Origin of the sequence: Paenibacillus chungangensis, from assembly GCF_042675905.1 — a bacterium.
Taxonomy (GTDB): Bacteria; Bacillota; Bacilli; order Paenibacillales; family Paenibacillaceae; genus Pristimantibacillus; species Pristimantibacillus chungangensis.
The window spans coordinates 159,029-185,290 of the sequence record NZ_JBHTJZ010000033.1 but is presented as its reverse complement, the minus strand read 5'-3'; the positions used below and the strand labels follow the sequence as shown (position 1 = coordinate 185,290).

Below are 26,262 nucleotides of genomic sequence, written 5' to 3'. Positions count from 1 at the left end.
TTAAGACTCAGAGAATTCAAATGGCTTGATCATCCGGATGTAACGGCTGCCACTCACGGTCAGCTCACCGTCATCCTTGTAGCCAGATCGTTGATAAAGCGAGTATGCCGCCGTATTATCAGGCTCTACAATAAGCGATAATCTGCTGCAGCGCTTCTGCTCCCCCTGCCCTTCGAAGGCGGCAATTAAGCGCTTCGCAATTCCTTGTCCTCTGAAGCGTTCATCGACAGCCACAGCATCCAGGTAGTAGTCTCCCGGCTGACATTCCACCGTCAGCTTGTCTCCTGCGCCCGCGCCGTATATGCTCTCCAGCCGTTCACGGAATGGCTGGTCCAGCTCATCGGCATCGTCGCCTCGGTAGCTGATCAGCATGCCCGCAATGCGGCCGTCTATACGGTCGACAATTATATTGCGATAGCTTATACGGTTGTGCTCGCTTATGAAGTCGCCCGCGAGCAGCTCCCATGTCCGCTCGTCGTCCTCCGTTCCCGACAGGGTGTACGCAATGGAGCCGATCGCCGACAAGATAAGCGGCAATACTTCGTTAACATCTTGTTGCTTCGCTGCTTCAATCATGTTGTCCCTACTTTCCATATTATGCTGATTTACTTCCTTAACTGAAGAAAGCAAACAAGCTATATCCAAGCCAAACCTCTGCCGCTATCGATGGTGCTTTCCCCACTAGAGTGGCAACCATAAATGCAAGCACATTCATCTTGATCCACGCGGCGAAAAAAGTGACGGCTCCCGAAGGGATGAACGGTAATACTCTGGCGAAAAGAATGAGTACAAATTGCCTGACTTTGCCGGCATTGGCTATTCGTTCTCTCCATTTCCTTAACCGTGCACCTCTCCGTCGCAAAACAAGTAATCCCTTGCGATATAACCAGTAGGAGATAAGAGCGCCAAGAACCTCGCCGATAAGTGAAATGGAAAAACCTAGAGGAAGGCCGAATACGATTGCATTCGCTCCTGATAAGAAGGCAGAGGGAAGGACACCTGAAATACTGATGAGGATATTAAACAAGATACTGGCTGCAATTGCCCAACCGCCTAATTGACCAAGCCATTCCGCTGTCTCCTCGGCACTTCGCAAGTTCACTGGCAGCAAAACCTCCTATTTCCACAACATTAACTTCAAGAATAAGAGAATAGCCTTCTCCCCAATAATGGGAAAGAAGGCTCCCTCTACATGGCTATTCCGCTCGCTTACTGCGCATCAGGTGAGAACGAGCGGCCGGCGAATTCGGCATCCAGCATATAGAAAGCATTGCTGTCCTTGTCGATCCGCTTGAGCTTATTGATAATACTGTCGAACAATGCCTCTTCCTCGACCTGCTCATCAATGAACCACTTCAGGAAGTTGATCGTGGCGTGCTCGCGATCGTTCATCGCCAGATCGGACAAGTGATAGAAGCGCTCCGTATTGATCTGTTCGTGCTTGAAACCTTGTTGAAACGCATCCAACACAGATTTGTAGTCGTTGTTCGGCTCGGGAAGCGCGTCCATCGTCGCACGTCGTCCGCGGTCGTTGAGGAATTTGTATATTTTCATTGCATGAAACCGTTCTTCTTCCGCTTGAACGATAAAGAAGTTGGCGAATCCGTCCAGGCTGTCGCCGGAGCAATATGCAGCCATGGCAAGATAGACGTGCGCGGAATAAAATTCAAAGTTCATCTGCTCATTAAGAGCTTTAGCCAATGCATCATTCATCGTGATGGGCTCCTCACTATAGTTAGTTATATTCATTCTAACATAAAAATAAAAAGCGTCCAAAGGACGCCTCTCACATTCGTTCCTTATGTAAGGCTAACCGATCATTTTCTTCAAACGTTTGTACAAGCTGTAAGCGGTTGGTTCGCTGATCGTCTTGGACTTCATCACGACGAAGCACTCCGACTTGCAAGTTCTACACTCGCCCAGACAGTCGGTCTTCTTCACTTTCATATCAGGGTACTTGCCCTTCATCTTCTTGTAGACTTCTTCCAAGCCGTCCATGCGATTCATATTGCGCTTGCAGTACTTGATCTTTTTCATCGCGCCACCCCGCTACGATCAGCATGATTACTCTTCTCAATATGATGATAATGATTATCATGGTCTTTGTCAATCGATTATTCGTCAGTTGTCAAATATGCGACTATATCGTAATTTCCCCTTCAACGTGATTCCTGTTACAGTTCGTCGTACAATTGGTGCAGCTTAATGGGTTATGTACAGTTACATGGGGGATGCGGAGAAACAAGTAGCAGTCAAATGGAAAATGGCCAGTTAAATGAGCCAAATTCAGCTACACACGAGGAATTCACTTATATCAGCTGCAGAAAATCCATTTAAACGTTTAAAATAAACATATACTGGATAATTAAAAGGAGAGAATCCATTTAGTTGTGTGTGAATAAAAGGAAAATCGACACCAGGTGGGAACCGGGCATCGATTTCAGTGATTATATCGTCAGGTAGAAGAACTATGGCAGCAGACAGGTTCATCGGTACATTCAGTTCGCTGTCCGCTATTTGGATGCAGCCTGTACGAATCGCGCAGTGATCTCCTTCGGGCGTGTGATGGCGCCGCCGACAACGACGGCAGCTGCTCCGAGCTCCAGACAACGGCGATACATCTCCGGTGTCAGCACATTGCCTTCGGCGATGACCGGCACCTTCACTTCTTCGAGTACAGCCTTCAAGAAAGCAAAGTCGTCTCTAAACAACTTCGTATAGGAGGTGTCAGGCGTATAGCCGTGCAGTGTTGTAGAGACGCAGTCAAAGCCCGACAGCTCTGCCGCGACGGCTTCCTCAACCGTCGATATGTCCGCCATAAGCTCCACTTCAGGCTTCTTCTTGCGGCAATACTCCACCAACGATGCCAAGGTCTCCGCACCCGGACGATCGCGAAGAGTTGCGTCCATCGCAATCATCTCGCATCCGCTCTCCAGCAGCTCGTCGATTTCCTTGCGCGTTGCCGTGATGAACACTTCACTGCCTTCGTAATCACGCTTCACGATACCGATGACAGGAAGATCCACTTCTCGCTTAATCGCTATAATATCGACTATGGAATTGGCTCTTATGCCGAGCGCTCCGCCTTCCTTCGCCGCAAGCGCCATCTTGCTCATAATAGTAGGGCTGTGAAGCGGTTCATGCTCCAGAGCCTGGCATGATACGACTAATCCGCCTTTAATCGCGTTCAACATCGTTAATCGTCTCCTATCGGGCGCTGTATTGCGCGACAAGCGCAATAATATGGTCATTCAGGGCGGCCAACGAAGCATGATTCTCTTCGCGAACCGGCAGCAGCGGCAACCTTGGCTCACCGGTCTCTACGCCGCGCAGCGACAACATATATTTGGCTGCGCCGTAAAGCGACGGGTAAGTCAGCAGTCTCTTGATCACGGCGTTAATCTCGTATTGAAGCTCTTGCGCCTCTGCCACGCGATTAGCCTCATACCACTCATTCAGCTTACAGAACAACTCCGGCATAATGCCGTACGTTCCTCCGATCCCTCCGTCCGCTCCCATAATCCGGCCCGCAAGAAATTGTTCGTCCGGCCCGTTAAAGACGAGGAAGTCGTCACCGCCAGCAACCTTATACTGCTGCAGGTCGAATGTGCTTTCCCCGGACATTTTAACACCGATTACTTTCGGCTGCGCCGCGAGCTTCTGTACCAGCTTTGGAGACAGCTGAAAGCCGGTCGTCTGCGGAATATTATAAATGATGAACGGAAGACGGCTGCTGTCAATCATTTGCTGCCAATGATTCTCGACCGCCGCTTCAGACAAGCGGTAATAGATGGCCGGTACTGCGGAGATCGCATCCGCGCCGTGAAGCTCGGCGTGTCTGGACAGCTCCACGCTTTCGCGGGTGGAGTTGGCCCCCACATGCACGATCACTTTCAGTTCGCCGCGCACTTCCTCCAACACTGCTTCCAGCACCAGCTTGCGCTCCTCCGCCGTCTGAAGCATACCTTCGCCTGAGCTTCCACCGACGTACAACCCTCTAAGTCCTTTGCCAACATAATATCTCGCCAATTGCTTGACACGCTCCGCATCCACTTCGCCTTTATCGTCGTAAGCCGAGTACATCGCGACATATATGCCCTCGAAGGTTTCAATATTCCCCATCATCATCGCTCCATCTCTTCTTTAAAATAAGGATACACCACTCCATACAGAGCAGCCTTGTTGCCAAGCTGCGCAACCGCCAGCTCCGATTGGGAGAAGCCGGGAGGCATATAAGCCGGCAGTTGAAGCTTGATTCGATCCAGTAATTCATCTCCCTGCTCCGAGACACCGCCGCCAATGACGATGAGCGCAGGATCGGCCAATACAATGACGTTGGCAACGCCTCTGGCAATCTCTTCTGCCCACTGGTCAATCACATCCAAGTAAAGTGTGTTGCCAGCCTTGGCTTCCTCGAACAGCGTGAACCCGCTGCCGTCAAAATCAGGTAGCTTGCGAGTCGCCTGCTTCAGCAAGGCCGACATAGACGCCCGCTGCTCATAGGTCGTGCCGCTCTCCTTGTCATAGAGCGAATGACCGATCTCCCCTGCACGATAATGGGCGCCAGTCACGGGATGGCCGCCGCAGAACAACGCGCCGCCGATGCCTGTACCGAGCGTCAGACAAAAAAAATCGTCGACGCCTTCGGCGGCGCCTCTCCACCATTCACCAACCGCAGCCGCATTCACATCGTTCATAATTATCGTCTTAAGTCCGAACCGATCTTCTATACTCCGCTTCAAATTAGTTCCCTTGTATGTTGGAATGGTTCCGCCGGCATAAATGATCTCGCCTGTCTTCGTGTCTACCACGCCAGCCGTACTGATGCCAGCGCCTTGCATTGGACCGTACCGATCCATCATCTCTTGGACAATTGCAAGCACGGCTTCCGGTATGTGAATATTGGCTTCGCCGGCAGGCGTCTTCCGTTTACCGTCATATAAGATGTCTCTGTCTGCTCCGAAGACCGCGTATTTGATCTCGGTGCCTCCTACATCCACGCTGACCCATCTCTTCTCTGCCATAAGCCGCCTCTATTCCTTTACTGCGCCAATTGAGATGCCGCGCGTAAAGTACCTCTGGAACAAGATAAAGATAAGCAGCATGGGGATAGCCGCAACCGTCGCACCCGCCATCTTGTAAGCGAAGTTTGGATTCAAATCCTGCATGAGTGTAGCAATGCCTACCATCAACGTCTTCATCTCTTTATCCTGACCAATAACGAGCTGCCACAAGTAGTCATTCCACACTTGCACGAAATTCAGAATAAACAACGCGCCTATACCAGGCTTCACGATCGGCAGCATAATTTGCAGAAATGTTCGAACCTCGCCCGCTCCATCGATTCTGGACGCTTCACGCAGTGCGTCAGGGGCGGAATCGAAAAATCCCTTCAGCAAAAACACGCCGAATGCGGTGGCCACGTTCGGCCAGATCATCCCGTGCAAGTCGTTGACAAGTCCCATATCCTGTGCAATTCGGAACAAGGGCACAATCATGACTTCCTTCGGGACCATCAGACTTGAAATGAACATGACGAAGATAAAGTTCTTCCCCTTAAAGCGCAGCTTCGAGAAGGCATAAGCCGCCATGGAGCTGGTGATAACAAGCAGCACAGTGGACAGTCCCGCCACATACAAACTGTTGAATGTCCAACGCAGCGCCGGTTGGCTTTGGAACACTTCGACATAATTGGAAAGCGTGAACGTCGTCGGCCACCAATCCGGCGGCATTTTGACGACATCGGAGCTGTTTTTCATCGAGCTGGTGAACAGCCAATACAACGGGAACAGATTCAATATGGCAAATAAAGCGACAAAAAAATTAGAGACGATATCGAATTTTTCTCTCCGTCTTATTAACTTCATGGCTTATCCCTCACTTATCCTTGAACATCGCCCGGAGCTGAGGCACCGAGAGCAGCATCGTAATGACGAACATGACTACTCCTACCGCAGACGCAACGCCGAGTTGATTGAACTTGAACGCATTATTGTAGAGATAGTACATCATCGTCACGGATGCGTTGTTAGGCCCTCCTCCGGTCAGAAGCTGAATGACAACGAATATTTTCAGTACCGCGATGATATTGACAATCGTAATATAGATCGTCGTCGGCTTCACAAGGGGAATCAGAATCTGGAAGATCACCTTCAAGCGACTGGCTCCGTCCACTTCCGCGGCCTCGAACAAATCCTTCGGCACGCCGATCATAGACGCGATATATAGAATAATGGCCTGACCTACGTTCGTGGCGAAAGTGACGAAAATAATGACGGGCAGAACCGTATTTTTATTCCCAAGTAAATTGATAACAGACAAGTCCATCTCGCGGGCCGCATACGATATAAGGCCGTTGGCCGGACTGAGCAGAAAGCTCCATACCATACTCATAACAACCATGGACACCATAACCGGGATATAATAACTCCCACGAATAAAAGATACATATTTGGCGTTTTTATCGAATACGGCGGAGGCGACGAATAAGGAGAACACGACCGTCAGGAGCACGATAAAGACGACGAAAACAACCGTGTTTACAATAGATTTAAAAAAGATGGGATCACTAAATAGTGTGACATAGTTGTCGAATCCGACAAACGTTTCCTGCTGATATTGCACCTTGTATAAGCTGAGTCTGATCCCTTCAAGAATGGGATAGACGATAAACAACAGAAACAGCAATAGCTGTGGAAAAATGAACAGATAGCCGGTTATATTTTCTTTTAAGTAAGGATTTCGCCATTTCATGGTTATCCGTCACCTTTCTTTCCGGTGCCGCGACTGCCCCGATCGGCAGCCGCAAGCAACGGAAATAGATTTTTCTTCTTGTAGCAGGTCTGTGCTATTTCGCGAGAGTGGAATTTTCCCTCGCTTTCGCGATCACCGCATTCCCTTTCGCTTGATAGCTGCTTACCGCCTCGGCAGGCGTTTTCTCACCGATATACATCGCTTGAAGCTCGGGGAACAGCACTTGTCGCAGTTCGCTGTAGCCAGGGACATTGCCAGTGAAAGCGAACATATAAGCCGCGTTATGGTCATAAGCCGCGAAGAACGGGTATTGATCCTTGTATGCATTCACGACGGAGGATCTAACCGGTACGCTGTTTTTCGATGATTGCACAAGCTCCGGATCAGTGGAGAAGAACTTGATGAAGTCTTTCGCTACCTCTTCGCGCTTGGCGTCTCCCGTCTTGAAGGCGCTTGCGCCTACCACATACGTGAACGTCAGCGGGTCACCGCTTTCGGACGGAATGTTCGCCATCCGGATATCGAATTTCTGCGCTTTACCGGACGCCATATCCGCTTTTGCGTTATTGAACAGGACGGCGTTCGTGAAGCTGATCCCCAACTGCTGATTCTGGAACATCGCATTGGCGTCGTTGGAGGATACAGATTCCGCACCCGGGTTCGTATAGCCGTTATCGTAAATGCTCTTCATCCATTCCGCCGCTTTGGCGCCGTTCTCATCGTCCACAATGATATTGCCATTCTCGTCGAAGAATGAATTGCCGAACATTCTCAGGTAAGCCAGATTCCAAGTATCGCCCTGATTGTTCAGCGCGTAGAGCGCCATCGGATAGGCATTGGAGTATTGCTCCTTCGGCAGATTGGTTTTGAGCCCTTCCAGAATTTTGTCGTAGTCCGCGAGCGTCCATGTTTTAATTTCCGTCTCGCCGCCGATATAGCTCTCAAGTCCTGCAGCTTTGAACATATCGGCATTGTAGGCAAGGGTACCGGGATTGTGTGCGAAGGGATAGAAATACACATCGTCGCCGAATGTTACGTTCTTCCAGTAGCCTTCCGCAATATCATTCCTAGCCGAATCATCAACAATATCTGTTAGCGGCAGCAGAGCTCCGCGGTGAGCGTAATCGCCCATAGCGAACACGCTTTCAAAGAAGACATCAGGAGGGGTTCCCCCACTTAGATTGACATTAAGCAATTCGTCCCGCTGGTCGCCGGCAATGACTTCTACGTTAACTTTGACATTGTATTTGTCATACTGTTCAGCGAATTTGTTAGCCGCATATTGGAAGAAGCTGTCGTAGTCCGCTCCTTCCTCCGTAGCCTCAAGAACGCCCTTCCACTGCGGAGTAAGCCAGACGGATATTTCCACCGCTTCTTTGGAACCTTTTTCTGCGCCGCCTTTATTGGATGTGCCCGCATTGTCATTGCCGCCATTGCCGGAGCAGCCCGCTACCAGAGCGAGAATAAGCATAACGATAATACTCAGCTGCCATGAACGTTTCTTCACCATGTTGAGAAAGCCCCCTTAGAGTTCGTATTTTCACTTGCGTCGTTTCAATTGCAACGCTTACAATTGTCGCTTCCCTCCTCTTAATTGTTCGAGACCTCCTCCTTGAGAAGGCTTCTGCGCCCATTATAGCCCCAACTTGATGGGCGGGAACAGGAACGCATTTTCGTCATTTCTTCACAATTTTTATAACGAGATTAGAATGTTCACAATATTTAGATTTAGGGTTAAAAACGTTCACATTCTTTCGGTGTTACGTTTTTTGTTTCCGTATGAAGCCCGATATTTTTGCGGACTTACACCTTTCATTTTTTTGAAGATGCGCCCGAAATAATTACTGTTCTCATAACCGACCTGTTCGGAAATCAAATAGCTCGGCATATCCGACTCCCGAAGCAATGATTCGGCTTTGTCGATGCGAAGCATATTCAGCCAATCGGTAAAAGTAGTACCAGTCTCCTTCTTGAAGACCGTGCTTAAATAAGCTTCGCTCATGTTAACCATTGCCGCTGCAGCCCGAAGCGACAAATTATCGGCATAATGCTCTTCCATATAACGCAGCAGCTTCTTAATATCGTCCCGCGAGGCTTCTTTGATCGCATGTCCTCTCTCCTGTCTCTTAAGCTCGGCCAGCCTCTGCCCGGCCTCACGCCAGTTGTCGACAGGGCCGCTCGTATAGCCGCTTAATGAGATGCCCAGGAGGTTGCCCGACGCGTTCGCAAGATGATCGACACGCGCTTGCAGCTTGTCCCGATCGCTGCCCGGCATCGTTACCAATGCTGCGATGCCATCCTTATCCCACAGCACTGGTCCGGCCAGAAGGATCTCTTGAAGCTCCGCCTCAACCAGATGCTTCAGCAGTTGAGCAGCTGAATGATGCGGGACGCCTTCGCGAATGCCTCTGATCGATATAAGCAGCATATAAGAATTCATTGGAAGTGAGGCAGGCTGTTCTCTACTAACTCCTGCTTCTTCTACTCCCTCGGCAGCAAGGAGTCGTTCAAGCAATCCGGTCAGCGCATCCGAATTTCTATCTGCATCCGTAACAGACTTATTTTGTTCCAACCGTTTCTTCTTATTCCTTCGGAGCTTATCACTGGATTCGATCAGTAATTGCAGCAGTTCCGCAGGCTTCAGCGACGTCTTCAGCAGATAATCCTCCACCCCCAGCTTCATGGCTTTACGTACGTAGTCGAATTCGTTATGGCTGCTAAGTACGATGATCAGTGTACTTGGATATAGCTTATGAACCTGTTCTATTAATTCGAGTCCATTCATATTCGGCATAACGATATCAGTGAGCAGAATGTCGGGAGGTCCATCTGCCGCCATAAGTTCCAGCGCCTTTGCACCATCTGGAGCGTCCCCCATGAACCGGAAGCCGTGCTGCTCCCATTGAATAAGTGACTTCACACCAAGTCGAACCAGCATCTCGTCATCTACTAGCATGACTTTATTCGTCATGATTTAATCTCCTCTCCACCGCTCGAGCCGGAAGCGCTATTGTAACGGTCGTTCCCCTATTCGTACTGACGGAGATCGATATACCGTAAGCTCTGCCGTATTGCATCCGAATCCGATCATGCACATTTTTTAATCCGATTCGCTCTGGCGGCGGCTCCTCCGAATCAGACGATAGCCGCTTCTGCAGCTCCTGCAGGCGGTCAGAGTCGATGCCGGGTCCGTTATCGGATACGGTCAGCATGAACCGTTCGTCACCGTCCCGATTACCTGTAATGACAATCCGTCCAGGGCTATCGATCTTCTCAATCCCGTGAATAAGACTATTCTCAATGACGGGCTGCAGCATAAGGCGAATCACCTCTTGATCCATGTATTCCTCGGGAATATGAATCTGCAGTGACAGCCTGTCATGGTATTTTAGCTTCATAAGTCCAATATAATTCTCGATGTAGTCGACCTCTTCCCTTAACGGAATCAAGGTGCCGCCTCTGCCGATGCTGCCTTCCAGAATACCGCCGAGGTTGGACAGCATGTCCCCGACGTCGCCGTTGCCTCGAATATAGGCCATCCACTTGATGTTGTTGAGCGTGTTTAATATGAAATGCGGATTAATCTGGGCTTGCAGCGCCCGGAATCGCATCTCTTCCTTCTGCTCATATTCGTTCTTCACTTGTACCAGCAATCCGCGAATCTCCTTGACCATCTTATTGTACGTCTCCATCAGCGAGGATATTTCTTGAGGCCCGGAGACGCTGATGGCGGAATAAAACTGCTTGTCCTCCAGCTCCTGCATTCTCTTCTTAAGCAGCTTCAGCGGCTTCGATATGTTATAGGATATCGACAACGTTATGATTGTAAACACGATAAAAATCAACGAGATAATTCCGATGTTGGTCTGACGAATATCGAAAATCTCTTTGAACACCGTATCGTAGGAAACGACTTGCACAATTTTCCAACCATTCAATTGAATCGTATCGTGATTGACAATCCACTTGCCGTCTTCCGATTCCAATATGCTTTGACCGTTACGCATCGCCATCAATTGACCAAAGTCGATCCCTTCGGGAAGCGCCTCGCCGATTAGATGCTTGGATGGACTGGAGACGATAATGCCTTCCCGATTCACGAGAAACACATTGCCTTCCAATCCTGTCAGATAGGGACGAATATTTTGTTCCGCGACGCTGAACGCAATCATCCCGATATTTCGCGACGTCTGCAAGTCGGTCACCGTTCTTGCAAGCGTAATGATCGGTTCGCGGTCGGAGTATAGCATTTTTTTGTCATTGAACATCCACCGATGCTGATACGGCTTATAGATCATATCGCGGTACCATTCCGACTGTGTGTATTCCTCATACAAGGATTGGGAAATATAGCTTGTGCTTAGCCAATTACCCTGAAGGTCGAATACCGTCACATACGAATTGGTAAAATAAGAACTGAACGGCTGATACAGCACCTCATCGTTAAGCCTCAGCTTCTCGTAGGGAGTCAGCGCATCCGGGTCCTTGAGCAACTGGATGATCTGAGGATTAATCGTAATATCGACGGAGGACTTCAGCATGTCTTCCAGAAACAACTCGACGTTAAAGTTGACCAAGTTTAACGCATCCAGAGCGGCTTTCCCGATTTTTTGTTCGATGACGTTTTCAAGTGGCCTGTCCAGTAAATAGAAGGTTAGGAGCACCGGGATAATCAGAAACAGAAGAATAGAGAAAAAAATGCGGTTGCGAATAGAATTCCAGCGGCCAAAAGCGATGCTGATCGATTTCATGTTGTTCCCCTTTCCGTGCTCACTACTCCTATCCTTTACAAATGTGCCAAATTTGTTACATTTTTGGAAAGAAAAAAGCCACATGGAGTTGTTACACTCGCATGTGGACATGAAGATGAATATGTTTATGATTGTATACGGCTGTTATAACCGGATCTGATGAACACTCATACCGTCTAACGCTTGTTCATCCAATTGCAAGGCGAATCCAAAACCTTCCCCTGAAACCGCTACTTTGCCATCCTTCAAAGATGAAGTCTTCCTGGAAACGAGACATTGCAGAAAGGATTCCGACTCCTCTTTCTTCTCTAACGCTTCTACCCATTCCGCCTGCAAACCGATCGCCAACTGCTGCCATACAGTACATGCCGGACCTATCAGACTGTTGTCCCCAATCATAATCCCCCCGCCAAATCCATCTATCTTCTCGGCAAGCTTTATCGCCTCCAGCAACGAACCCATGGCCCCCGGATGAATGTTGAATATGGCTCCCATGCCCGGTACGAGGGTGTGGATGGCTTTACGTGCAGGCCGCAATGGATAATCAGGAATGAGATCAAGAGATCCAACCATCTTCTGAAGAGTTACCCACTGATCCCGATCTAATGCTGCCGGGTCCTCGCAAGCGCTCAATCCGCATCGTTGCAGCCTTAGCAATTGGGCGGCGATGTCGTCAACTGACGCCTCCGATTGTCGCATCCGGTATCCGGTGTTCACATCTCCCACAATATAAGCTTCTTCTCCCATGACATGCCTTGCCGCACGAACAACTCTTTCATCGACAAGCGGATCGCCGAACAATTTAACCTTTAAATAGCGTCGGTATCCCTGTGCCACCGCTTCCTTCGCCCTCGCCTCGACGGATTCCTCGTCTTTCTCCAGTACACAATAGAGTCCAGGTACCGGCTTCGTCCCCGTCAATCCCAACAATTCGATAGACGACTTCCGTAGAAGCTTCCCTGCCAGATCGATCAATGCCATCTCCACCATCTCGCACTTGCGCGTTCCCCAATCTTCTAACATGCTCTGTACGAACAGCAGCGCGTTGCCGACCGTCATGCCGCTGAGTCTCTCAAGACCGACTGACCATTGGGCGAGCTCCAGATCCTCGGTATTGACGGCCATCACTTCTTCTCCCCAGCCATATTCCTCGCCTGAAGCAATCTTCAACAGGCCATGCTGACGGCTCGACCAACTTCCGAAGCTGAAATGTCGTTCCACCGAGACGTCCATCCTGTACAAGGTCACTGCATCGATTACGCCGCTTATTTCAAACAATGAATCAAAGCTCCGCATGTTGTTCGTCCTCCGGTTCACTTCTTGAATTCAGAATAATTGCGAGTAAATTGTTCGTAGACATCAGACGGCAGCGTCAAATAATCATTCGTGCGGCTCATATGCAATCGGAGCGACTGAAGCATTTTATCCACCTGTGCGCTGTGCTTTGGTTCAAAGGCCAAATTCATTTGTTCCTGCGAATCCCCAATAACGTCATACAGCTCTAAGAAGATTTCGTCTTTGAATAAATCGACAATCAGCTTGTAGCGCCCCTCAATGACGCATCTCTGGTAATTACTTCTGGAGCCATTGCCATCAAATTGGATGAAAATCGATTCCCGCCGGGACGCTTCTCCCCGTATGACAGGCATTAATGATTGGCCGCACATATTCTCTGGCGCTTCTATCTCCAAATATTCGCACAGCGTCGGCAATACATCGACACTGCTAACAATGTGATCGATCTCTTGATTTTCAAATGACTCGCCTTGAGGAAACTTCATCCACAACGGTATTTTGACGGATTCCTCGTACATGCACATTTTTTGCCATAACCGGTGTGATCCCAGCATCTCCCCGTGATCGCTTGTAAATACCAAGAGCGTCTGATCATATATTCCCTGTCGCTTCAATTCGGATATCACCTGTCCTACACAGTCATCCAGAAGCGATACAAAACCAAGATAAGCCCGCCACACTTCCCGCCACTGTTCACGGGTACGCTGTGCTCCTATTACGCCCGGCAAGTTGTACAATTGCAGCGGCGACTGATTGGGACTCCACACTCCGACGTTATCAGGCAGCGTTACATCCTCCTCTCGAATCGAAGAATACCAAGGTTCTGGTATATCAATTGGAGGGTGAGGAGCAAAAAACATGGCATTGAGAAGCAGCGGTTTGTTTTTGTCGCGATTACATAGAGCATGCATCGTATCTTTAAGAATAAAGCCGTCATAATGATACTGGATTCCTTCTTCGTAACAACCTGTTGTCGGATTGGAGCAAGTCCCTATATGTGTTACTTCTCCGTAGGCTAACTCCGGTACGATGCCTTTAAAATCCGGCCCGCCGGGACGACGTTTTCCATGCTGATTCAGATAATCATAATATCTGGGCTCCAACGGCAACCAGTGCGTTGCGGAATGCGGGGACCGCTCAATCCGTTCTTCCGTGTAAAAATCCATTTTCCCCGTATGCCAGCTATCCCATTCTTCTTCCATCAGACGGTACATATGTGTATGTTCCTTGCCGACATTGCCCAATTCTTTCTCTCTATTAAGCTTTGCATTGTTCAACGATTTCGTCACATTGGGATATTTCCCTGTAAAGAAAGCTCCCCGTGCAGGAACGCATAACGGTGAAGCGCAATATGCCCGTTGAAAAGAGACACTTTCCCCCAACAATGCATTCAAATTTGGTGTGTGCGGCCCCAATGCATCCGTTCGCAGTTGGTCTGCCATTATCACGACAACATGAGGTTTATTATTCATTGACTTGCTCCTTTTTTGTATGACGCATGCTTTCACGGTATTGACCGGGCGTCATATTTTCTGATTTTCGGAAATAACGGATAAAGTTAGCTGAGCTGGCATAACACAAATGCTGTGCCATATCATTAATTTTCATGTCTGTTTCCTTAAGCCAGGTTTTCGCTACCGTAAGTCTATGCTTCTGCAAGCATTCACTAAAGCTGATGCCTACCTGGTCGCGGAATATGCGGCCAGCGTAATCGGGATGATAATTGAGCTCTGCCGCGCATTGCTCTAACGTCAGATTGGTATTGTACTTTTCCTGGATGCACTTGAATAGTTCATTGGCTATTTGACGATGATGATTATGCCGATTGTCCTTCATTAGAGAGATAATAGGCCATATAACCTTATCTTTGAACCACTCTTCGATTTCCATGGAAGTCTTTAGTCGGAATAAATGCTCAAATAGCGTCTTTTCCTCCGTATATAGCGCTTGATGTGAAATGCCGGTATCCTGTAACAGACGAAGCAACTCCAGCATCAGTCTGGCCAGCGACAACGGATACTCCAGATGGTTCAAATTCTCACCAAGCAATTCCTGGATGAGCACATGAAGAATCTCCTCTACTCGGTTTTCGTCGAAAAGTTTAATAGCTTCCATTAACTCAAGCTCCAGATGCTTTGGATAGAACCATTCCTCGAACTGTTCCGGCAATACTTCATCCATAAATAAAATCGCGTTGCCGCCAAGGCCAATACGATATTTCAACGCATCGACGCCTTGCGTATAGGCACGAGGACAATCTTTTAAGTCGATGAACGGCCGGCTTACCCCAATACTAATAGCCAATTCCAGATAACGACGCACGGTATTCTGTAAATGTTCGGTCGTCTGGTATATTTCTTTCTTGAACGATGGGTAATCGTCTTCAACTGTACCGTAGATGACAACCAGAGACTCACCGGTGCCAATTGGTCTTAATCTGCGTGCAGGAGAAATCAATTCAGCAGCCATATTGCCTATAGCGAACAAGAGCAGCTCAGCGTCAAGCTCTGAATATCTCGTTTCTCCCAAAGCGTCGATTTGAATGACCAGAATGCAATATTGCCTCCAATTTGAAGGGAATTTATATTGTTCGGACTTATCGATCATTTCTTTTTCCGACACATTGCCGTGAATCAATTTATGAATGAAAAACTCTTCTAAATGTTGAACTTGAATCTGATTTTCATCATTTAACCGCGTTCGTTCCTCTATCATATGAAAGACTTGATCTCGAATATATTGCACTTCGTCATTTTTATTGCCGGCAGTTCCTTTCAACTGTCCTGACAGCAACTGCACAATTTTACGGATCGGACTGTGCATTTTATAAAAGCCCATAAAGGATACGACGGCTATAACGCAAAGGATCAACAGACAAAGGAAAATGGTAAACATCGCAATCGAAACCATATTTACCGTCAACGCAGAAATGGAATACGTATTGGCATAAATCCAGCCGTTATATTCCGAATGGATATAGGAAACGCCGTATTCCTCTCCATCTGCCTTTATCATCCTAAAGCCAGTATTCATCTGCTGATCAACTGATGTTTGGTATAACCGAGCGATGCTTTCACCTTGATCAATAGGATTAGATCCAGCGATTAATTCCCCGTTCGATCCCAATATCGCCAAGCCGCTCGTAGCCGTCTCTCCCATTAATATCCGTTCCACTTCTGCGCCGGATATACGGGCCACCAATACAGCGTCAGGATTGCTCACATGAAGTGGATATTTCTTTACAAGCAGCAAATGCCCGCCGGCTTGATGAAGCCATAACGTATTCACACCCGGGTCTTTCAATACTTGAAGCTCCTCATCCAGAAGCGAATTGTCTTCGAATACCTGCACGCCGTCATTGCTAATCGACCATTGTTGCTTCAAGTTGAACAACAATATATTTTCCACATTCACTTCGAATATTTGCAGACGGTACATGCTTTTCCCAAGTTGATCGAATAAGTCAAATCGCTCGGGAGAGTATGGCTCGTTCAACGCTTTGTCTACGAAAGTAGAGTGCAGAAACGAGGTAAGTGTTGTATCAATATTTTTCAAGTTTTGCTCTACCTTCAGCTTGCTTTGCAACAACAATTGCCCGCTGCCCACTTCCGCATTTTGACGTATTGTCTTCGATGCCTGTGAGTGGGAGTAGACACCCAGGACCAGGATCGGAATGGCACCAAGCAGCAGGCTGAACAGCACCAGTTTTTTTAAGTATGACGAATTGCGCATGGTTTTCCGATCCTCTCCTTATTTCCTCGAGTCATAATAAGATAAGCGATGATTACAAATTAACGATTGGCTTCCAGTTGCTCCGTATATTCCTGAATGACTTGATTGCCGCCCATTTCTTTCCACTCCGCTATCATATTGTCCCAGTCCTTGTTATCGATTTGCCCCATAATAAATTTAATCGATGCATCATTGACAATTTGCGTTAATTCGGCGCCTTTCTCCGTAAAGGTCTTGGATAGCAAATTATAGGCTTTGTCAGCAACAGCAATAGATTGATTAGCATCCTCCAAACGCTTGACCTTTTCTTCCAGCGGCGACATCGCTAGAGGCGTTGCCACTGACTTCGGTGAGATGGCCAGATGATTAAACTGACTTTCGATTTGTGCGATTTTAGACTTCTCAGGATTCATAACGACTCTGTCATCCACTACCTTATAGTAATCGTCCCTGATGCCATAATGCAGCAAATCCATTCCTTCCTGTCCCGAAATTTTGTCAAAAAACTGCAAGGCTTGTCTTAAATCTTCTTCCGTCTTATTCGACGATTTCGGGAATAGATACATGCCGTAAAAGCCGGGCGTTGAAATCGCTCTCATTCCGAACGGTCCGTCTACCGCATTAACCGCATCGTATACCGCTTCTTTCTGTACGGTACCCGATACAAATTCAGCTGTCATCAGATTCAGGGGGCCGACGAACAATCCGGCTTTTCCTTTTTTTATTTCTTCCTTCTTCTGCTGTGAGTTCAGCAGAGCAAAATTAGTATTCATCAATTTCTCATCATATAGCTTCTTGAAAAACAAGAGGGTATCCATATATTCTTTCGTCGCGAATGCGGGAACCATCTTGCCATCTTGAATGCCCCAACCTTTTGGCGCGCCAAAAAATATGGAAACGTCTTCAAAGCTAATCAAATCCTTGCTCTCCACAAGCCCATAAGTGTCATGCTTGCCATTTTGATCGGGGTCGTTTAATGTGAAGGCTTTCAACACCTCATACAACTCGTCGATTGTTTTCGGCTCGTCAAGACCGACGTTGTCCAGCCAATCTTTTCGGAATGAAATACCATGCAGACCAAGACCGCGGGAACGAATCAATCCATATATTTTGCCATTGAACTTGGAGTTTTCCAGCGCTTGCGGATCCAGCTTGCTTAGATTCGGGTAATCCTTCAAATACGGCCCTATTTCCCAGAACACACCTGATTGTATGGAATTAACCACATTGGCATTCTTGGGATCCAATGCCAGAAGTGCTTTCGGCATATCGCCGGACGCTAGCGTAACGTTGAATTTATCCGCATAGGCGGGACGAGGTACAAATGTAATAGCAAGCTTTGTGTCTGTTAGCTGCTCCAATGCGCTTTTCACTTCGCTGTCGTTTTTAGGCGCTTCTCCCGCAGGGCTCAGCATGATGGACATCTGGAAAGGTTTAGCGCTTTGCTGCCCGCTTTCGCTTTCTTGTTGGTTCGTCGCATCAGAATGATTATTCCCGGGCTGATTCCTGTCTCCGCATCCACTGATTATGGCTATTAGACTTAGCAGTACTCCGAAAAGAATAACTAATTTCATCGGTTCTCTTTTTTGCCTAAACAAGTTCATATTACATCCTCCCAATCTTTTTATGGTTGCACTATGTTAAAGACAAGTCAGCAAATGATCTTATCCTTTAACCGAACCAAGCAAAATCCCTTTCGCGAAATACTTCTGTAAAAATGGATATACCATTAATACCGGTAACGTTGCGACTGTAATGACAGCCATTTTGACGGATTCAGGCGGGATTTGCATAATATCGGCACTCATTGCCGTAGAATCGCCTATTCCACCTTCGGACAGCAACACAATCGAGCGAAGTAATACTTGAATGGGCCATTTATTGGCATCATTAATATACAGAATGGCATTCATGAAGGTATTCCAGTGCATGACAGAATAAAATAAAGTCAGTGTGGCGATCGCAGGCAACGACAAAGGGAACACGATACGCAGCAAAATGCCAAAATCATTGCATCCGTCGATCTTCGCCGACTCCTCCAAACCAGCCGGGAGCTGCTGAAAAAAGTTCCTGAGAATAATGAGGTAAAAAGCGTTGATCGCTGTTGGCAGCATGAGCGCCCATAGCGAATCCAGCAATCCAAGCTGCTTAATTAGCAAAAACTGTGGAATCATCCCTCCATGAAACATAAGCGTGAACACGATCATGAGCATAAGCGGACGCCTGCCTAGCAGATCGCTTCGCGAAAGCGGGTATGCCGTCATAGAAGACAGCACAATATTGATAAGCGTGCCGCCGACCGTAATAGTCACAGTGACGAACATACTGCGCATAAGAGAATCCGTCGAAAAAATATAGCGGAAAGCATCAAGCGAAAACTGTGTAGGAAAGAGCAAAAAAGGTTTACTAAGCAGTTCTTCGCTTGTTGCGAACGAACCAGCGATCACATGAACAAACGGAAGAAAGCATACAAGGGCCACCACTAGCAGAATCGTTATATTGACTGCATCAAAAATCCGACTTCCCCATGTCCGTTCCATAATCATATTGTCCACTTCCTTTCAGCAAACTTCATCAATATATGCCTTCCTCGCCCATCTTCTTCGCCAGCTTATTCGCTCCAACGACAAGTATGAGCCCTACAATGGCCTTGAACATGCCAACAGCGGTGCTATAGCTGAACTGGCCTTGCAGAATGCCTGCCGTATAGACATAGGTATCAAATATTTCCGCAACAAAGCGATTCAAGGGATTCAGCAATAAATAGATATGTTCAAATCCAAGCTCCATAATATCGCCCATCCGTAAAATAAGCATAATGACGATCGTGCTCCTAATTGCCGGCAGCGTAATGTGCCACAATTGTCTCCAGCGTCCAGCCCCATCCATTCGCGCAGCTTCGTACAATTGGGGATCAACGCTGGTTAAAGCAGCCAAGTATATAATGCTGTTCCACCCCGTGTCTCGCCATAATATCTGCAAGATGTACATAGGACGGAACCAATCCGGATCAAGCATAAACGAAAATTCGTTTAATCCGAGCGATTGTAATATCCCTTGAAACAAACCATCGGACGATTCAAAGATGATGAAGAAAAAACCGACTACGATAACCCATGACATAAAATGCGGCACATAAATCATCGTTTGAACGAAACGCTTCATCACCACATGTCTGAGTTCGTTAAGCATTAATGCAATCATAATCGGCAGCGGAAAGCTGAACACAATATTGTAAAAGGAAAGCAGCAGCGTGTTCTTCAACAGCATGAAGAAATCCTTGCTTCCGAACAAGTGAGCGTAATGTTTGAACCCCACCCATTCGCTTCCTGCCACTCCTTTTATCGGTTGAAAATCCTGAAAGGAGATCAGTATCCCCCATAACGGCACATACTTAAATAGAACAAAATAGATCAATCCCGGCAAAAGCATAATATAAAGCAGACGGTTTTTTATAATGGAACGTGTAATCCTGTTTTGCAAGGTCATAGCGGCTGCTGCATGGTCAGGATTGGCTTGGTTCGAATTCATCTCATCAACCTCTCATAGAATGTAGTTAGCCCGTATTATAGGGGGTTTCAGCCATTTCCGTATACATTCCGCAGACGACTTTGTGGCCGTTCAGCGCAATTTCACTTCCCATAAGCCAGAAACATGCCATACATTATTTTGAGTTGTCCAAACGTTCCGAATCCAACTGTCTGCAACGCCATGCATGCCTCTGAACGACCGCGAAAATTTCAAAAAAAATCCCTGAAGCATATGATGATGCTTCAGGGATTCCTCGCCTTTCAAAGCGCTATGCTACTCGCTCTCATACCAGAAGCCTGCAAACCCCTGCTCCATTCGCATCAGCGCTTCAAGATAATAATAGTCGCCCCAGATCATGTAGCTGTCTGGCGCATTGCCCGTGCGCACACTATAGGAACCGTGCCGAATCAGCCCTTCCGCAGTCTCATCGCCGATAGTCGCATAATGCTTCACTAGCGATTCCATCATGCGCCGGGCATGCTCCTGGAAGTATGCCCGTTCCGCATCGCCCTCTTCCAGATGCTCGATAAGCTCTAGCAGGCCGCAAGCGGTAATCGCCGATGCAGAGCTGTCCCGCGGCGTTCCCGCTTCGATCGGCGCGTCGAAATCCCAATACGCGACATGATCCTTCGGCAGATGCGCGATGAAGTAACGGGCCAGCCGACGCGATGCCTCCAGGAATCGCGGGTCACGCGTGTAGCGATAGGATAAGGCGAAGCCGTATACGCCCCAAGCCTGGCCGCGTGTCCACGTCGAACCGTCGTGATAGCCCTGATGCGTACCGCCGCCCACCGGAATGCCGCTCTCCTGATCGAAGTAGAACGTATGATAGGAGGAATCGTCCCCCCGAACCAGATAGCGAAGGCTCTGCTCCGCATGGATACAGGCGATGTCCTTGTATTTGGCTTCGCCTGTCGTCTCGGATGCCCAATAGAGGAGAGGGAGATTCATCAGACAGTCGATAATAATGCGTCCGCCGTTCTTCTCATCACCGGCAGGGCCCCAGGCTTGTATATAGTTCCCCTTCGGACGCCACCGTCCCAGCAGCTTGTCGGCGGCATCCAGCGCTAGCCGCTTCGCCGACTCGTCACCTGTTAATCTCCACTGCGCGAATGCCGACGGCATATACAGGAATCCGATATCATGATGCTCCAGCGCGATATCGTTGTCGAGCCGCCTGCGGTAGTCGCTCCCCTGCTCCATAGCAGCCTTCTTGAACGCATCATCTCCAGTATACCGATAGCAGAGCCAGAGCATGCCGGTATAGAAGCCCTCTATCCAATCGTTGTTCTCTCCCCATGCATACCTCTGATCGTTATCAATGTGCGGAAAAGTCATTCCATGTACCGACATGTTCCGTTGCGTCTTCGCGACTGCGTCCTCAATAGCTTGCTTCCACATCTCTGTATCCTCCCTCTCTCCATCGCATCATAATGTAAATTCGTCGTTCGTCTCCTTCAGTCGCCGCGCCAGCTCCCGCTCCATCCGCTCGGCAACGGGATGCGCTTCCGCCTTATCCAGCTTCAACGGCTTAAGCTGGTGAGGATCTCTCTCCAGATCGTACAGTAATCGCTCCGTCGCCTCGCCGGGGGCATAGCCCTTGTTCACCACATAAGTATAGCGCTGCGAGCGCATTCCCCGCCAACCGTAACGCCGGTTGTCCAGCCCGGCCGCGCGATAGGCGTCAATCGCTTCTTTCCTGCCCGGGAAGGCGCTAATATAAGCATAACGTTCACATCGTTCGTCATGGACAATTCCGCTGCTCTCGGCATTCCTGCGAATTGCCGCCGACAGATCCTCACCTTGCACTGTATCCGGCACATCCAGCCCGCATAGCGACAGCAGCGTCGGCATAATATCCACCGTGTTCAGCAGCTCGTCGGTCGTCCCCGGGGCAATCCGCTCCGGCCAGCGAATCAGGAACGGGATACCGATCGATTCCTCGTGCCACGAATGCTTCGCCATCAGGCCATGCGATCCGAGCAGCTCTCCGTGGTCGGAAGTCAACACCACGATTGTATTGTCGTCGAAGCCGTGACGGCGCAATCCTTCCAGCAGCCTTCCGAACTGCTCGTCCAGTCCGCTTACAGCCGCGTAATAATCCTTCGTCATCCGATGCAGACGGTCAGCGCCGCCAGGCACAGTCTCTCCCGTATGCACTTGCAGCGGGTCAATCGCCGATACATTGGGGCGAAGCTGCAGCGGCAGCTCCTCGTATAATTCGCGATAACGCTCCGGCACCAGCTCATACGGCGAATGAGGCGGATTCCAGGAGACGAACAGGGCGAACGGCTGCTCCTTGCTACGGCTGCGCTCCTCCAGGAATTGCAGAGCCACATCCGTCTCGTGCTCCGGCGACCATTGGCGCACCTTGATCATATCCGGCGAGTCTGTCCAATAGTGCGGCTCCAGATGCTGATCATAAGCACCGTACGAGTACCAGAAGTCGAATCCGTGCCGCTTCGGTCCCGGCGGCGTGTAGGCGTCCCAATGTCGCGCTCCGGAAGCGGGCTCCTGCTCGACATTCTGCTCCGGCAGATCAAGATGCCACTTGCCGATGTAGCCGGTCGCATATCCTTCCCGCTTCAGCACGTCGCCGATGCACACCTCGTCAGGTGACAGCATAATCCCTTCGCCAAGTTTGCAATTCGTATAGACGCCCGTAGACATGGCGTATCGTCCAGACATCAGGGATGCCCGGTGCGGCGAGCATAGCGGCGTACAGCTCACCGCCTGAGTGAACACCCGGCTTTCCAGCGCGAAGCGATCCATAACCGGCGTAATGACGGGGTCTTGCTTCATACAACCGATTGCCCCTCTTCGCCATTGATCGGCGAATACATAGATGATATTCGGCCTTCCACTGCTCATTGCCATTCCCCCTCCATTCCAATATGTTCATTATAATGTCCCGCTCCCTCCCTTATAAGGGGAAAGAATCATTCCACCCGCCGGGCATCTGAAGAGACGGCATGCGCTCATCGTCGGGCGCATGCCGTCTCAAGTTCTCTATGAGAGGAAGGAACTCAACACCAATAACGTTTCAAGTCCCGTTGAGAAGAGCGGATCAGCCCCGTCTTGCCCGCTTAAGTTCTAACTCGATCGGCATAGCGTCCCGGCAATCCAATTCAATGACGGTCTGTCCAGCCTCTACGGATACAAGCCGATAATTATCTGCTTCTGACTCCAGCTCCCATTCGCCGTGCAGCGTAATCCGGAGCGGGCGCATGATGCTGGCGTTCTCCCTCCATGGACGGTCATATGGTCCCTGGCCTCCCACGAAGTTGCCGTTCTCGTCGTACTGCTCCTCATCGATGCCTTCATATAAGCGAAGATCGGGGTCCACCGCTGACAGGACGAGATGAGAGCCTTTCTCCTTGATCATGACCATCGACGGCGTATCGACAGCTGCCAGATGTCCATCTCCCGGCGCGACAATGGGATCGTCCCCTTCCCCATTGCCGATTGCTTCGAACAAGGCGTATCCCGTTGTCTTCGCGGCACGATCGTTCACGATATGCGCCATCGTATCCTTCCGCAGCACACGATAAGGCGCAGCGGCCGGTTGGCTCATCCTTCTTGCGAATGCATGCATCTTCCCGGGAGTTGCGTTGACAACGATCGCATATTCGTAACTCTCGCCGGTCGGCGCCTTGCCATGATCAAGCCATGCTGTGGCGAAGTCGCCCGAAGTATCCGCACCGTTCTTTTGGTTTTTGGACATTTGCGTTGACTTCTGAACCGTGACGGACTGTCCCGCGGGTACATAATAGCCGTTCCCCTTATTGTCTACAAGCCATGTCGGCTCCTGCAGCGTCATGTTCCGTTCATACGGGAACGCTGTAATCGCCGCTTGCTCTCCAATCCATAGCGGATCGCTGCCGGCTTCGCTGCTCAGCGCATTCTGGAACAGCGTCGTCTCCGTTCGATGATCCGCATCCGTATTCTCAATGTCCGAGCCAAGCGCAATGATACGGTTGTCGAACATGAAGACGGACTTGCGGGCACGATGACTCTCATCATACTTCGGATGCTCGTGCAGCTTCATGGCGAACATGCCGTTCTTACCCTCTATGTTCAAGCCACCAGCATAGGTCTCGTCGGTCAGCAGCATCTCCGTGAATGAAGTCGCCTTCAGCTCATCCAATGGAAGATGGATCGTTGTCGTTCCCGGCCAGCGATTCCAATTCCAGCCGTCATGGGAATAACCGCTGTCCAGGTTGTTGACGGGATCGCCCTGACTCTTGATCTCAATCTGCCCGTAAGTCGTATACCTGCCGTACCAGTTCGCGTTGCTGTACAGCTCATTCGACCAGAAGTAACGGTTGTGCCCTCTGACGCCGACTAGCCAATGGTCACGGCGATGCAGCGACAGCGTGCCATAGTTCATCGTCCAGTGCCCGCTGGGGTCATCTTCCGCTTCATACCCATTCGTCAACAGCCAATCTGTCGTCGCATCGACCCGATCCGGCTCCACCAGCCGGAGATAAGCCCCCGCTGCTTCGGGATCAATGCTGCTTGAACCGTCCGGCGTTCCGCTCAAGGCCAGATACTTGAACGCATAACTTGTCACTCGCTCTGTGCCTGTCGGATGGCGACCGGATACGCTTAACAGCCATTCATACTTGTTGGCATACAGCCGCATGGCCATAATCGCTTGCTTCAACGTTGTATGTGCTTGTTCGCTAATGCGATAAGGCGTATTGCCCAGCATATAGACGACAGGTGTAAGACCGTTGAACGCTCCCTTCGTGTAAGCGGGATAGAAGCCCATATGATGGAATCCCGAGCCGTCAGGCTTCAGAGCGGGCATCAGTCCCGGCGCCGGTAGCAGCCCGTCGCTCAACCATGCGCTAAGCCGCCGAAGCAGTCGAACTCGCTCGTCTTCATCGTCTAGCATTAGAATACTGGCCAGCATGCCCTGTAGCGTCGTATTCAAGATGTCAATGTTGGCATAGCTCTCCTCCAGCGGCTCGTATATGCGACCAATTCCGCTGTACCAGCTCATAGTCTCTTGCGCCCATGGCAACAACCCGGCTTCCTCTAGCTCCTCCTTCATCAGCAGTATAGCGGGATAGAAGCCTCGGAAGTTATAGCCCAGATGATGCACGGTGCCTAGACTGCTCCCCCACGCCCATCCCTGGTCGCGAAGATGGTAAGACAAGTCGATGAACATGTTCTGCAATTCTTCTCGATCAGCCGCATTATTCGCGGAATGATAACCCTTGGCAACCTTCAACATGAAGTCCGTGTATGCCCTTACCTCCACTTGGTTCACAAGGGATGTCAGCTCTCCTTTTATTGCCTTCGGATAGATATCCTTGATGTGAACAAGATTGACCGGTCTTCCCTGTACATACTCTTCGTCCCGGATGACAGCATAGGACTGGAATGTCGCTCGCAGCGCATGCATTGCCTCTTCTGATAATGGTTCGGGCTGGAAGACGAAGTCCAGATACTTCGCCTCTATGTCGTCAACAGCCGCTATTTCTTCTTCTGTCGCTTCTTCGTCATTGTCATCATCATCGGAAGGCAGCAGCCCGTCGAACAGATACAAGGCTTGCCAGTGGGCGCTGGGTCTTGTGTCCGCCTCCGGATTAACGAACGGAACCTGGGCGTCTCGTGTAGGATGCCGAACGTCCACCGGATTGGACAAGACGATCTGATCCAGATACAGTGTCCCTTCCTCTATGGACTCCGGCGCAGTAATGACCAGCTTGTTCATCTCCTTCACCGGATTGCCCTCCATATCGCCGAAGGGCACCCAGGCCGTACGCCAGCCTTCATAATTAAGACCGAAGCGGAACGATGAGGCCGGTTGCCCGTCACGGGTAAACTGGAACGTCAAGTCATCGTCCACAGACTGTTCATTATAAATCCAGATGCCGAAGGTATCCTTATTGATATTGCTGAAGCCGATCGGCTGGTTAATGATGAGCTCCGAAGCCGATTGAAAGCTCCAACGTAAGGAAGCCGCGCCATCTTTATACCGAGAGTAGCTGATATCGATCGACGAGCCTTCCCCGGCAGAGATCGATTCCGGTATTCCCTCCTCGAATACGAACACCGCTGTTTCTTCCTCATCCCACGCTGCCGTGGCTGGCAGCGGATGGACAAGGCCAAGCGTTATTGCCATTATTGTCGCAGCACTTAGAAGTAGGGACTTGCCGATACGTTGAATGATCATGCGAAAACATCC

The 26,262-nt window shown here is 49.5% G+C and carries 21 protein-coding genes; all 21 read right to left on the bottom strand.

Annotated elements, in window-relative coordinates:
• Complete coding sequence (locus tag ACFQ2I_RS18055) at positions 1 to 594, bottom strand: GNAT family N-acetyltransferase (protein WP_377566636.1); 594 nt, start codon at positions 592 to 594, stop codon at positions 1 to 3.
• A gap of 19 nt (positions 595 to 613) precedes the next feature.
• Complete coding sequence (locus ACFQ2I_RS18050; RefSeq protein ID WP_377566634.1) at positions 614 to 1,102, bottom strand: TVP38/TMEM64 family protein; 489 nt, start codon at positions 1,100 to 1,102, stop codon at positions 614 to 616.
• Positions 1,103 to 1,209: 107 nt separating this feature from the next.
• Entirely contained in the window at positions 1,210 to 1,713 is a 504-nt protein-coding gene (locus ACFQ2I_RS18045; protein ID WP_377566632.1) for a ferritin, read from the bottom strand.
• Positions 1,714 to 1,809: 96 nt separating this feature from the next.
• Positions 1,810 to 2,037, bottom strand: a complete 228-nt coding sequence (locus ACFQ2I_RS18040) for a DUF1450 domain-containing protein (RefSeq protein ID WP_377566630.1) — start codon at positions 2,035 to 2,037, stop codon at positions 1,810 to 1,812.
• 476 nt (positions 2,038 to 2,513) lie between these two features.
• Positions 2,514 to 3,194 carry an N-acetylmannosamine-6-phosphate 2-epimerase gene (locus ACFQ2I_RS18035; RefSeq protein ID WP_377566628.1) on the bottom strand — a complete coding sequence of 227 codons (681 nt, stop codon included), beginning with the start codon at positions 3,192 to 3,194 and terminating at the stop codon, positions 2,514 to 2,516.
• Positions 3,195 to 3,207: 13 nt separating this feature from the next.
• Positions 3,208 to 4,128, bottom strand: coding sequence for a dihydrodipicolinate synthase family protein (locus ACFQ2I_RS18030; RefSeq protein ID WP_377566626.1), 921 nt, complete (start codon positions 4,126 to 4,128; stop codon positions 3,208 to 3,210).
• Complete coding sequence (locus ACFQ2I_RS18025; protein ID WP_377566624.1) at positions 4,125 to 5,024, bottom strand: ROK family protein; 900 nt, start codon at positions 5,022 to 5,024, stop codon at positions 4,125 to 4,127. Before ACFQ2I_RS18025 ends, ACFQ2I_RS18030 begins: the two co-directional genes overlap by 4 nt.
• Before the next feature lie 9 nt (positions 5,025 to 5,033).
• Positions 5,034 to 5,867, bottom strand: coding sequence for a carbohydrate ABC transporter permease (locus tag ACFQ2I_RS18020; protein ID WP_377566622.1), 834 nt, complete (start codon positions 5,865 to 5,867; stop codon positions 5,034 to 5,036).
• 10 nt (positions 5,868 to 5,877) lie between these two features.
• Positions 5,878 to 6,753 (bottom strand): carbohydrate ABC transporter permease, encoded by an 876-nt coding sequence (locus ACFQ2I_RS18015; protein ID WP_377566620.1) that lies wholly within the window; start codon positions 6,751 to 6,753, stop codon positions 5,878 to 5,880.
• Positions 6,754 to 6,847: 94 nt separating this feature from the next.
• Positions 6,848 to 8,263: an ABC transporter substrate-binding protein gene (locus ACFQ2I_RS18010; protein ID WP_377566618.1), complete on the bottom strand. Its 1,416-nt coding sequence runs from the start codon at positions 8,261 to 8,263 to the stop codon at positions 6,848 to 6,850.
• A 234-nt stretch (positions 8,264 to 8,497) separates the two neighbouring features.
• The gene (locus tag ACFQ2I_RS18005) at positions 8,498 to 9,724 is read right to left on the bottom strand and encodes a response regulator (protein WP_377566616.1); all 1,227 of its coding nucleotides are present in this window, start codon (positions 9,722 to 9,724) and stop codon (positions 8,498 to 8,500) included.
• On the bottom strand, positions 9,714 to 11,504 hold the full coding sequence (locus tag ACFQ2I_RS18000; RefSeq protein ID WP_377566614.1) for a sensor histidine kinase: 1,791 nt from the start codon (positions 11,502 to 11,504) through the stop codon (positions 9,714 to 9,716). The genes ACFQ2I_RS18005 and ACFQ2I_RS18000 overlap by 11 nt, the downstream gene beginning before the upstream one ends.
• A 144-nt stretch (positions 11,505 to 11,648) precedes the next feature.
• A complete protein-coding gene (locus ACFQ2I_RS17995) occupies positions 11,649 to 12,800 on the bottom strand; it encodes an enolase C-terminal domain-like protein (RefSeq protein ID WP_377566612.1) in 1,152 nt (383 codons plus the stop codon).
• 17 nt (positions 12,801 to 12,817) lie between these two features.
• The gene (locus ACFQ2I_RS17990; protein WP_377566610.1) at positions 12,818 to 14,272 is read right to left on the bottom strand and encodes a sulfatase family protein; all 1,455 of its coding nucleotides are present in this window, start codon (positions 14,270 to 14,272) and stop codon (positions 12,818 to 12,820) included.
• The gene (locus ACFQ2I_RS17985; protein ID WP_377566608.1) at positions 14,265 to 16,532 is read right to left on the bottom strand and encodes a helix-turn-helix domain-containing protein; all 2,268 of its coding nucleotides are present in this window, start codon (positions 16,530 to 16,532) and stop codon (positions 14,265 to 14,267) included. Before ACFQ2I_RS17985 ends, ACFQ2I_RS17990 begins: the two co-directional genes overlap by 8 nt.
• A 59-nt stretch (positions 16,533 to 16,591) precedes the next feature.
• Positions 16,592 to 18,136 (bottom strand): extracellular solute-binding protein, encoded by a 1,545-nt coding sequence (locus ACFQ2I_RS17980; RefSeq protein WP_377566607.1) that lies wholly within the window; start codon positions 18,134 to 18,136, stop codon positions 16,592 to 16,594.
• A gap of 60 nt (positions 18,137 to 18,196) precedes the next feature.
• Positions 18,197 to 19,078 (bottom strand): carbohydrate ABC transporter permease, encoded by an 882-nt coding sequence (locus ACFQ2I_RS17975; protein WP_377566605.1) that lies wholly within the window; start codon positions 19,076 to 19,078, stop codon positions 18,197 to 18,199.
• A 28-nt stretch (positions 19,079 to 19,106) separates the two neighbouring features.
• Complete coding sequence (locus ACFQ2I_RS17970; protein ID WP_377566732.1) at positions 19,107 to 20,021, bottom strand: ABC transporter permease; 915 nt, start codon at positions 20,019 to 20,021, stop codon at positions 19,107 to 19,109.
• A gap of 315 nt (positions 20,022 to 20,336) precedes the next feature.
• On the bottom strand, positions 20,337 to 21,464 hold the full coding sequence (locus ACFQ2I_RS17965; protein WP_377566603.1) for a glycoside hydrolase family 88 protein: 1,128 nt from the start codon (positions 21,462 to 21,464) through the stop codon (positions 20,337 to 20,339).
• A gap of 27 nt (positions 21,465 to 21,491) precedes the next feature.
• Positions 21,492 to 22,934 carry a sulfatase family protein gene (locus ACFQ2I_RS17960; RefSeq protein WP_377566601.1) on the bottom strand — a complete coding sequence of 481 codons (1,443 nt, stop codon included), beginning with the start codon at positions 22,932 to 22,934 and terminating at the stop codon, positions 21,492 to 21,494.
• A 196-nt stretch (positions 22,935 to 23,130) separates the two neighbouring features.
• Positions 23,131 to 26,250 (bottom strand): chondroitinase family polysaccharide lyase, encoded by a 3,120-nt coding sequence (locus ACFQ2I_RS17955; RefSeq protein ID WP_377566599.1) that lies wholly within the window; start codon positions 26,248 to 26,250, stop codon positions 23,131 to 23,133.
• Positions 26,251 to 26,262 lie beyond the last annotated feature (12 nt).

Bases quoted from the DNA above. Each gene is read 5' to 3' on its own strand.
- ACFQ2I_RS18005 (WP_377566616.1), bottom strand. From the start codon at position 9,724: ATGACGAATAAAGTCATGCTAGTAGATGACGAGATGCTGGTTCGACTT.
- ACFQ2I_RS18030 (WP_377566626.1), bottom strand. From the start codon at position 4,128: ATGATGATGGGGAATATTGAAACCTTCGAGGGCATATATGTCGCGATG.
- ACFQ2I_RS17970 (WP_377566732.1), bottom strand. From the start codon at position 20,021: ATGACCTTGCAAAACAGGATTACACGTTCCATTATAAAAAACCGTCTG.
- ACFQ2I_RS18055 (WP_377566636.1), bottom strand. From the start codon at position 594: ATGGAAAGTAGGGACAACATGATTGAAGCAGCGAAGCAACAAGATGTT.
- ACFQ2I_RS17955 (WP_377566599.1), bottom strand. From the start codon at position 26,250: ATGATCATTCAACGTATCGGCAAGTCCCTACTTCTAAGTGCTGCGACA.
- ACFQ2I_RS18035 (WP_377566628.1), bottom strand. From the start codon at position 3,194: ATGTTGAACGCGATTAAAGGCGGATTAGTCGTATCATGCCAGGCTCTG.
- ACFQ2I_RS18040 (WP_377566630.1), bottom strand. From the start codon at position 2,037: ATGAAAAAGATCAAGTACTGCAAGCGCAATATGAATCGCATGGACGGC.
- ACFQ2I_RS17985 (WP_377566608.1), bottom strand. From the start codon at position 16,532: ATGCGCAATTCGTCATACTTAAAAAAACTGGTGCTGTTCAGCCTGCTG.
- ACFQ2I_RS18025 (WP_377566624.1), bottom strand. From the start codon at position 5,024: ATGGCAGAGAAGAGATGGGTCAGCGTGGATGTAGGAGGCACCGAGATC.
- ACFQ2I_RS17990 (WP_377566610.1), bottom strand. From the start codon at position 14,272: ATGAATAATAAACCTCATGTTGTCGTGATAATGGCAGACCAACTGCGA.
- ACFQ2I_RS18015 (WP_377566620.1), bottom strand. From the start codon at position 6,753: ATGAAATGGCGAAATCCTTACTTAAAAGAAAATATAACCGGCTATCTG.
- ACFQ2I_RS17965 (WP_377566603.1), bottom strand. From the start codon at position 21,464: ATGTGGAAGCAAGCTATTGAGGACGCAGTCGCGAAGACGCAACGGAAC.
- ACFQ2I_RS18000 (WP_377566614.1), bottom strand. From the start codon at position 11,504: ATGAAATCGATCAGCATCGCTTTTGGCCGCTGGAATTCTATTCGCAAC.
- ACFQ2I_RS18020 (WP_377566622.1), bottom strand. From the start codon at position 5,867: ATGAAGTTAATAAGACGGAGAGAAAAATTCGATATCGTCTCTAATTTT.
- ACFQ2I_RS18010 (WP_377566618.1), bottom strand. From the start codon at position 8,263: ATGGTGAAGAAACGTTCATGGCAGCTGAGTATTATCGTTATGCTTATT.
- ACFQ2I_RS18045 (WP_377566632.1), bottom strand. From the start codon at position 1,713: ATGAATGATGCATTGGCTAAAGCTCTTAATGAGCAGATGAACTTTGAA.
- ACFQ2I_RS17975 (WP_377566605.1), bottom strand. From the start codon at position 19,078: ATGATTATGGAACGGACATGGGGAAGTCGGATTTTTGATGCAGTCAAT.
- ACFQ2I_RS17980 (WP_377566607.1), bottom strand. From the start codon at position 18,136: ATGAACTTGTTTAGGCAAAAAAGAGAACCGATGAAATTAGTTATTCTT.
- ACFQ2I_RS17960 (WP_377566601.1), bottom strand. From the start codon at position 22,934: ATGAGCAGTGGAAGGCCGAATATCATCTATGTATTCGCCGATCAATGG.
- ACFQ2I_RS17995 (WP_377566612.1), bottom strand. From the start codon at position 12,800: ATGCGGAGCTTTGATTCATTGTTTGAAATAAGCGGCGTAATCGATGCA.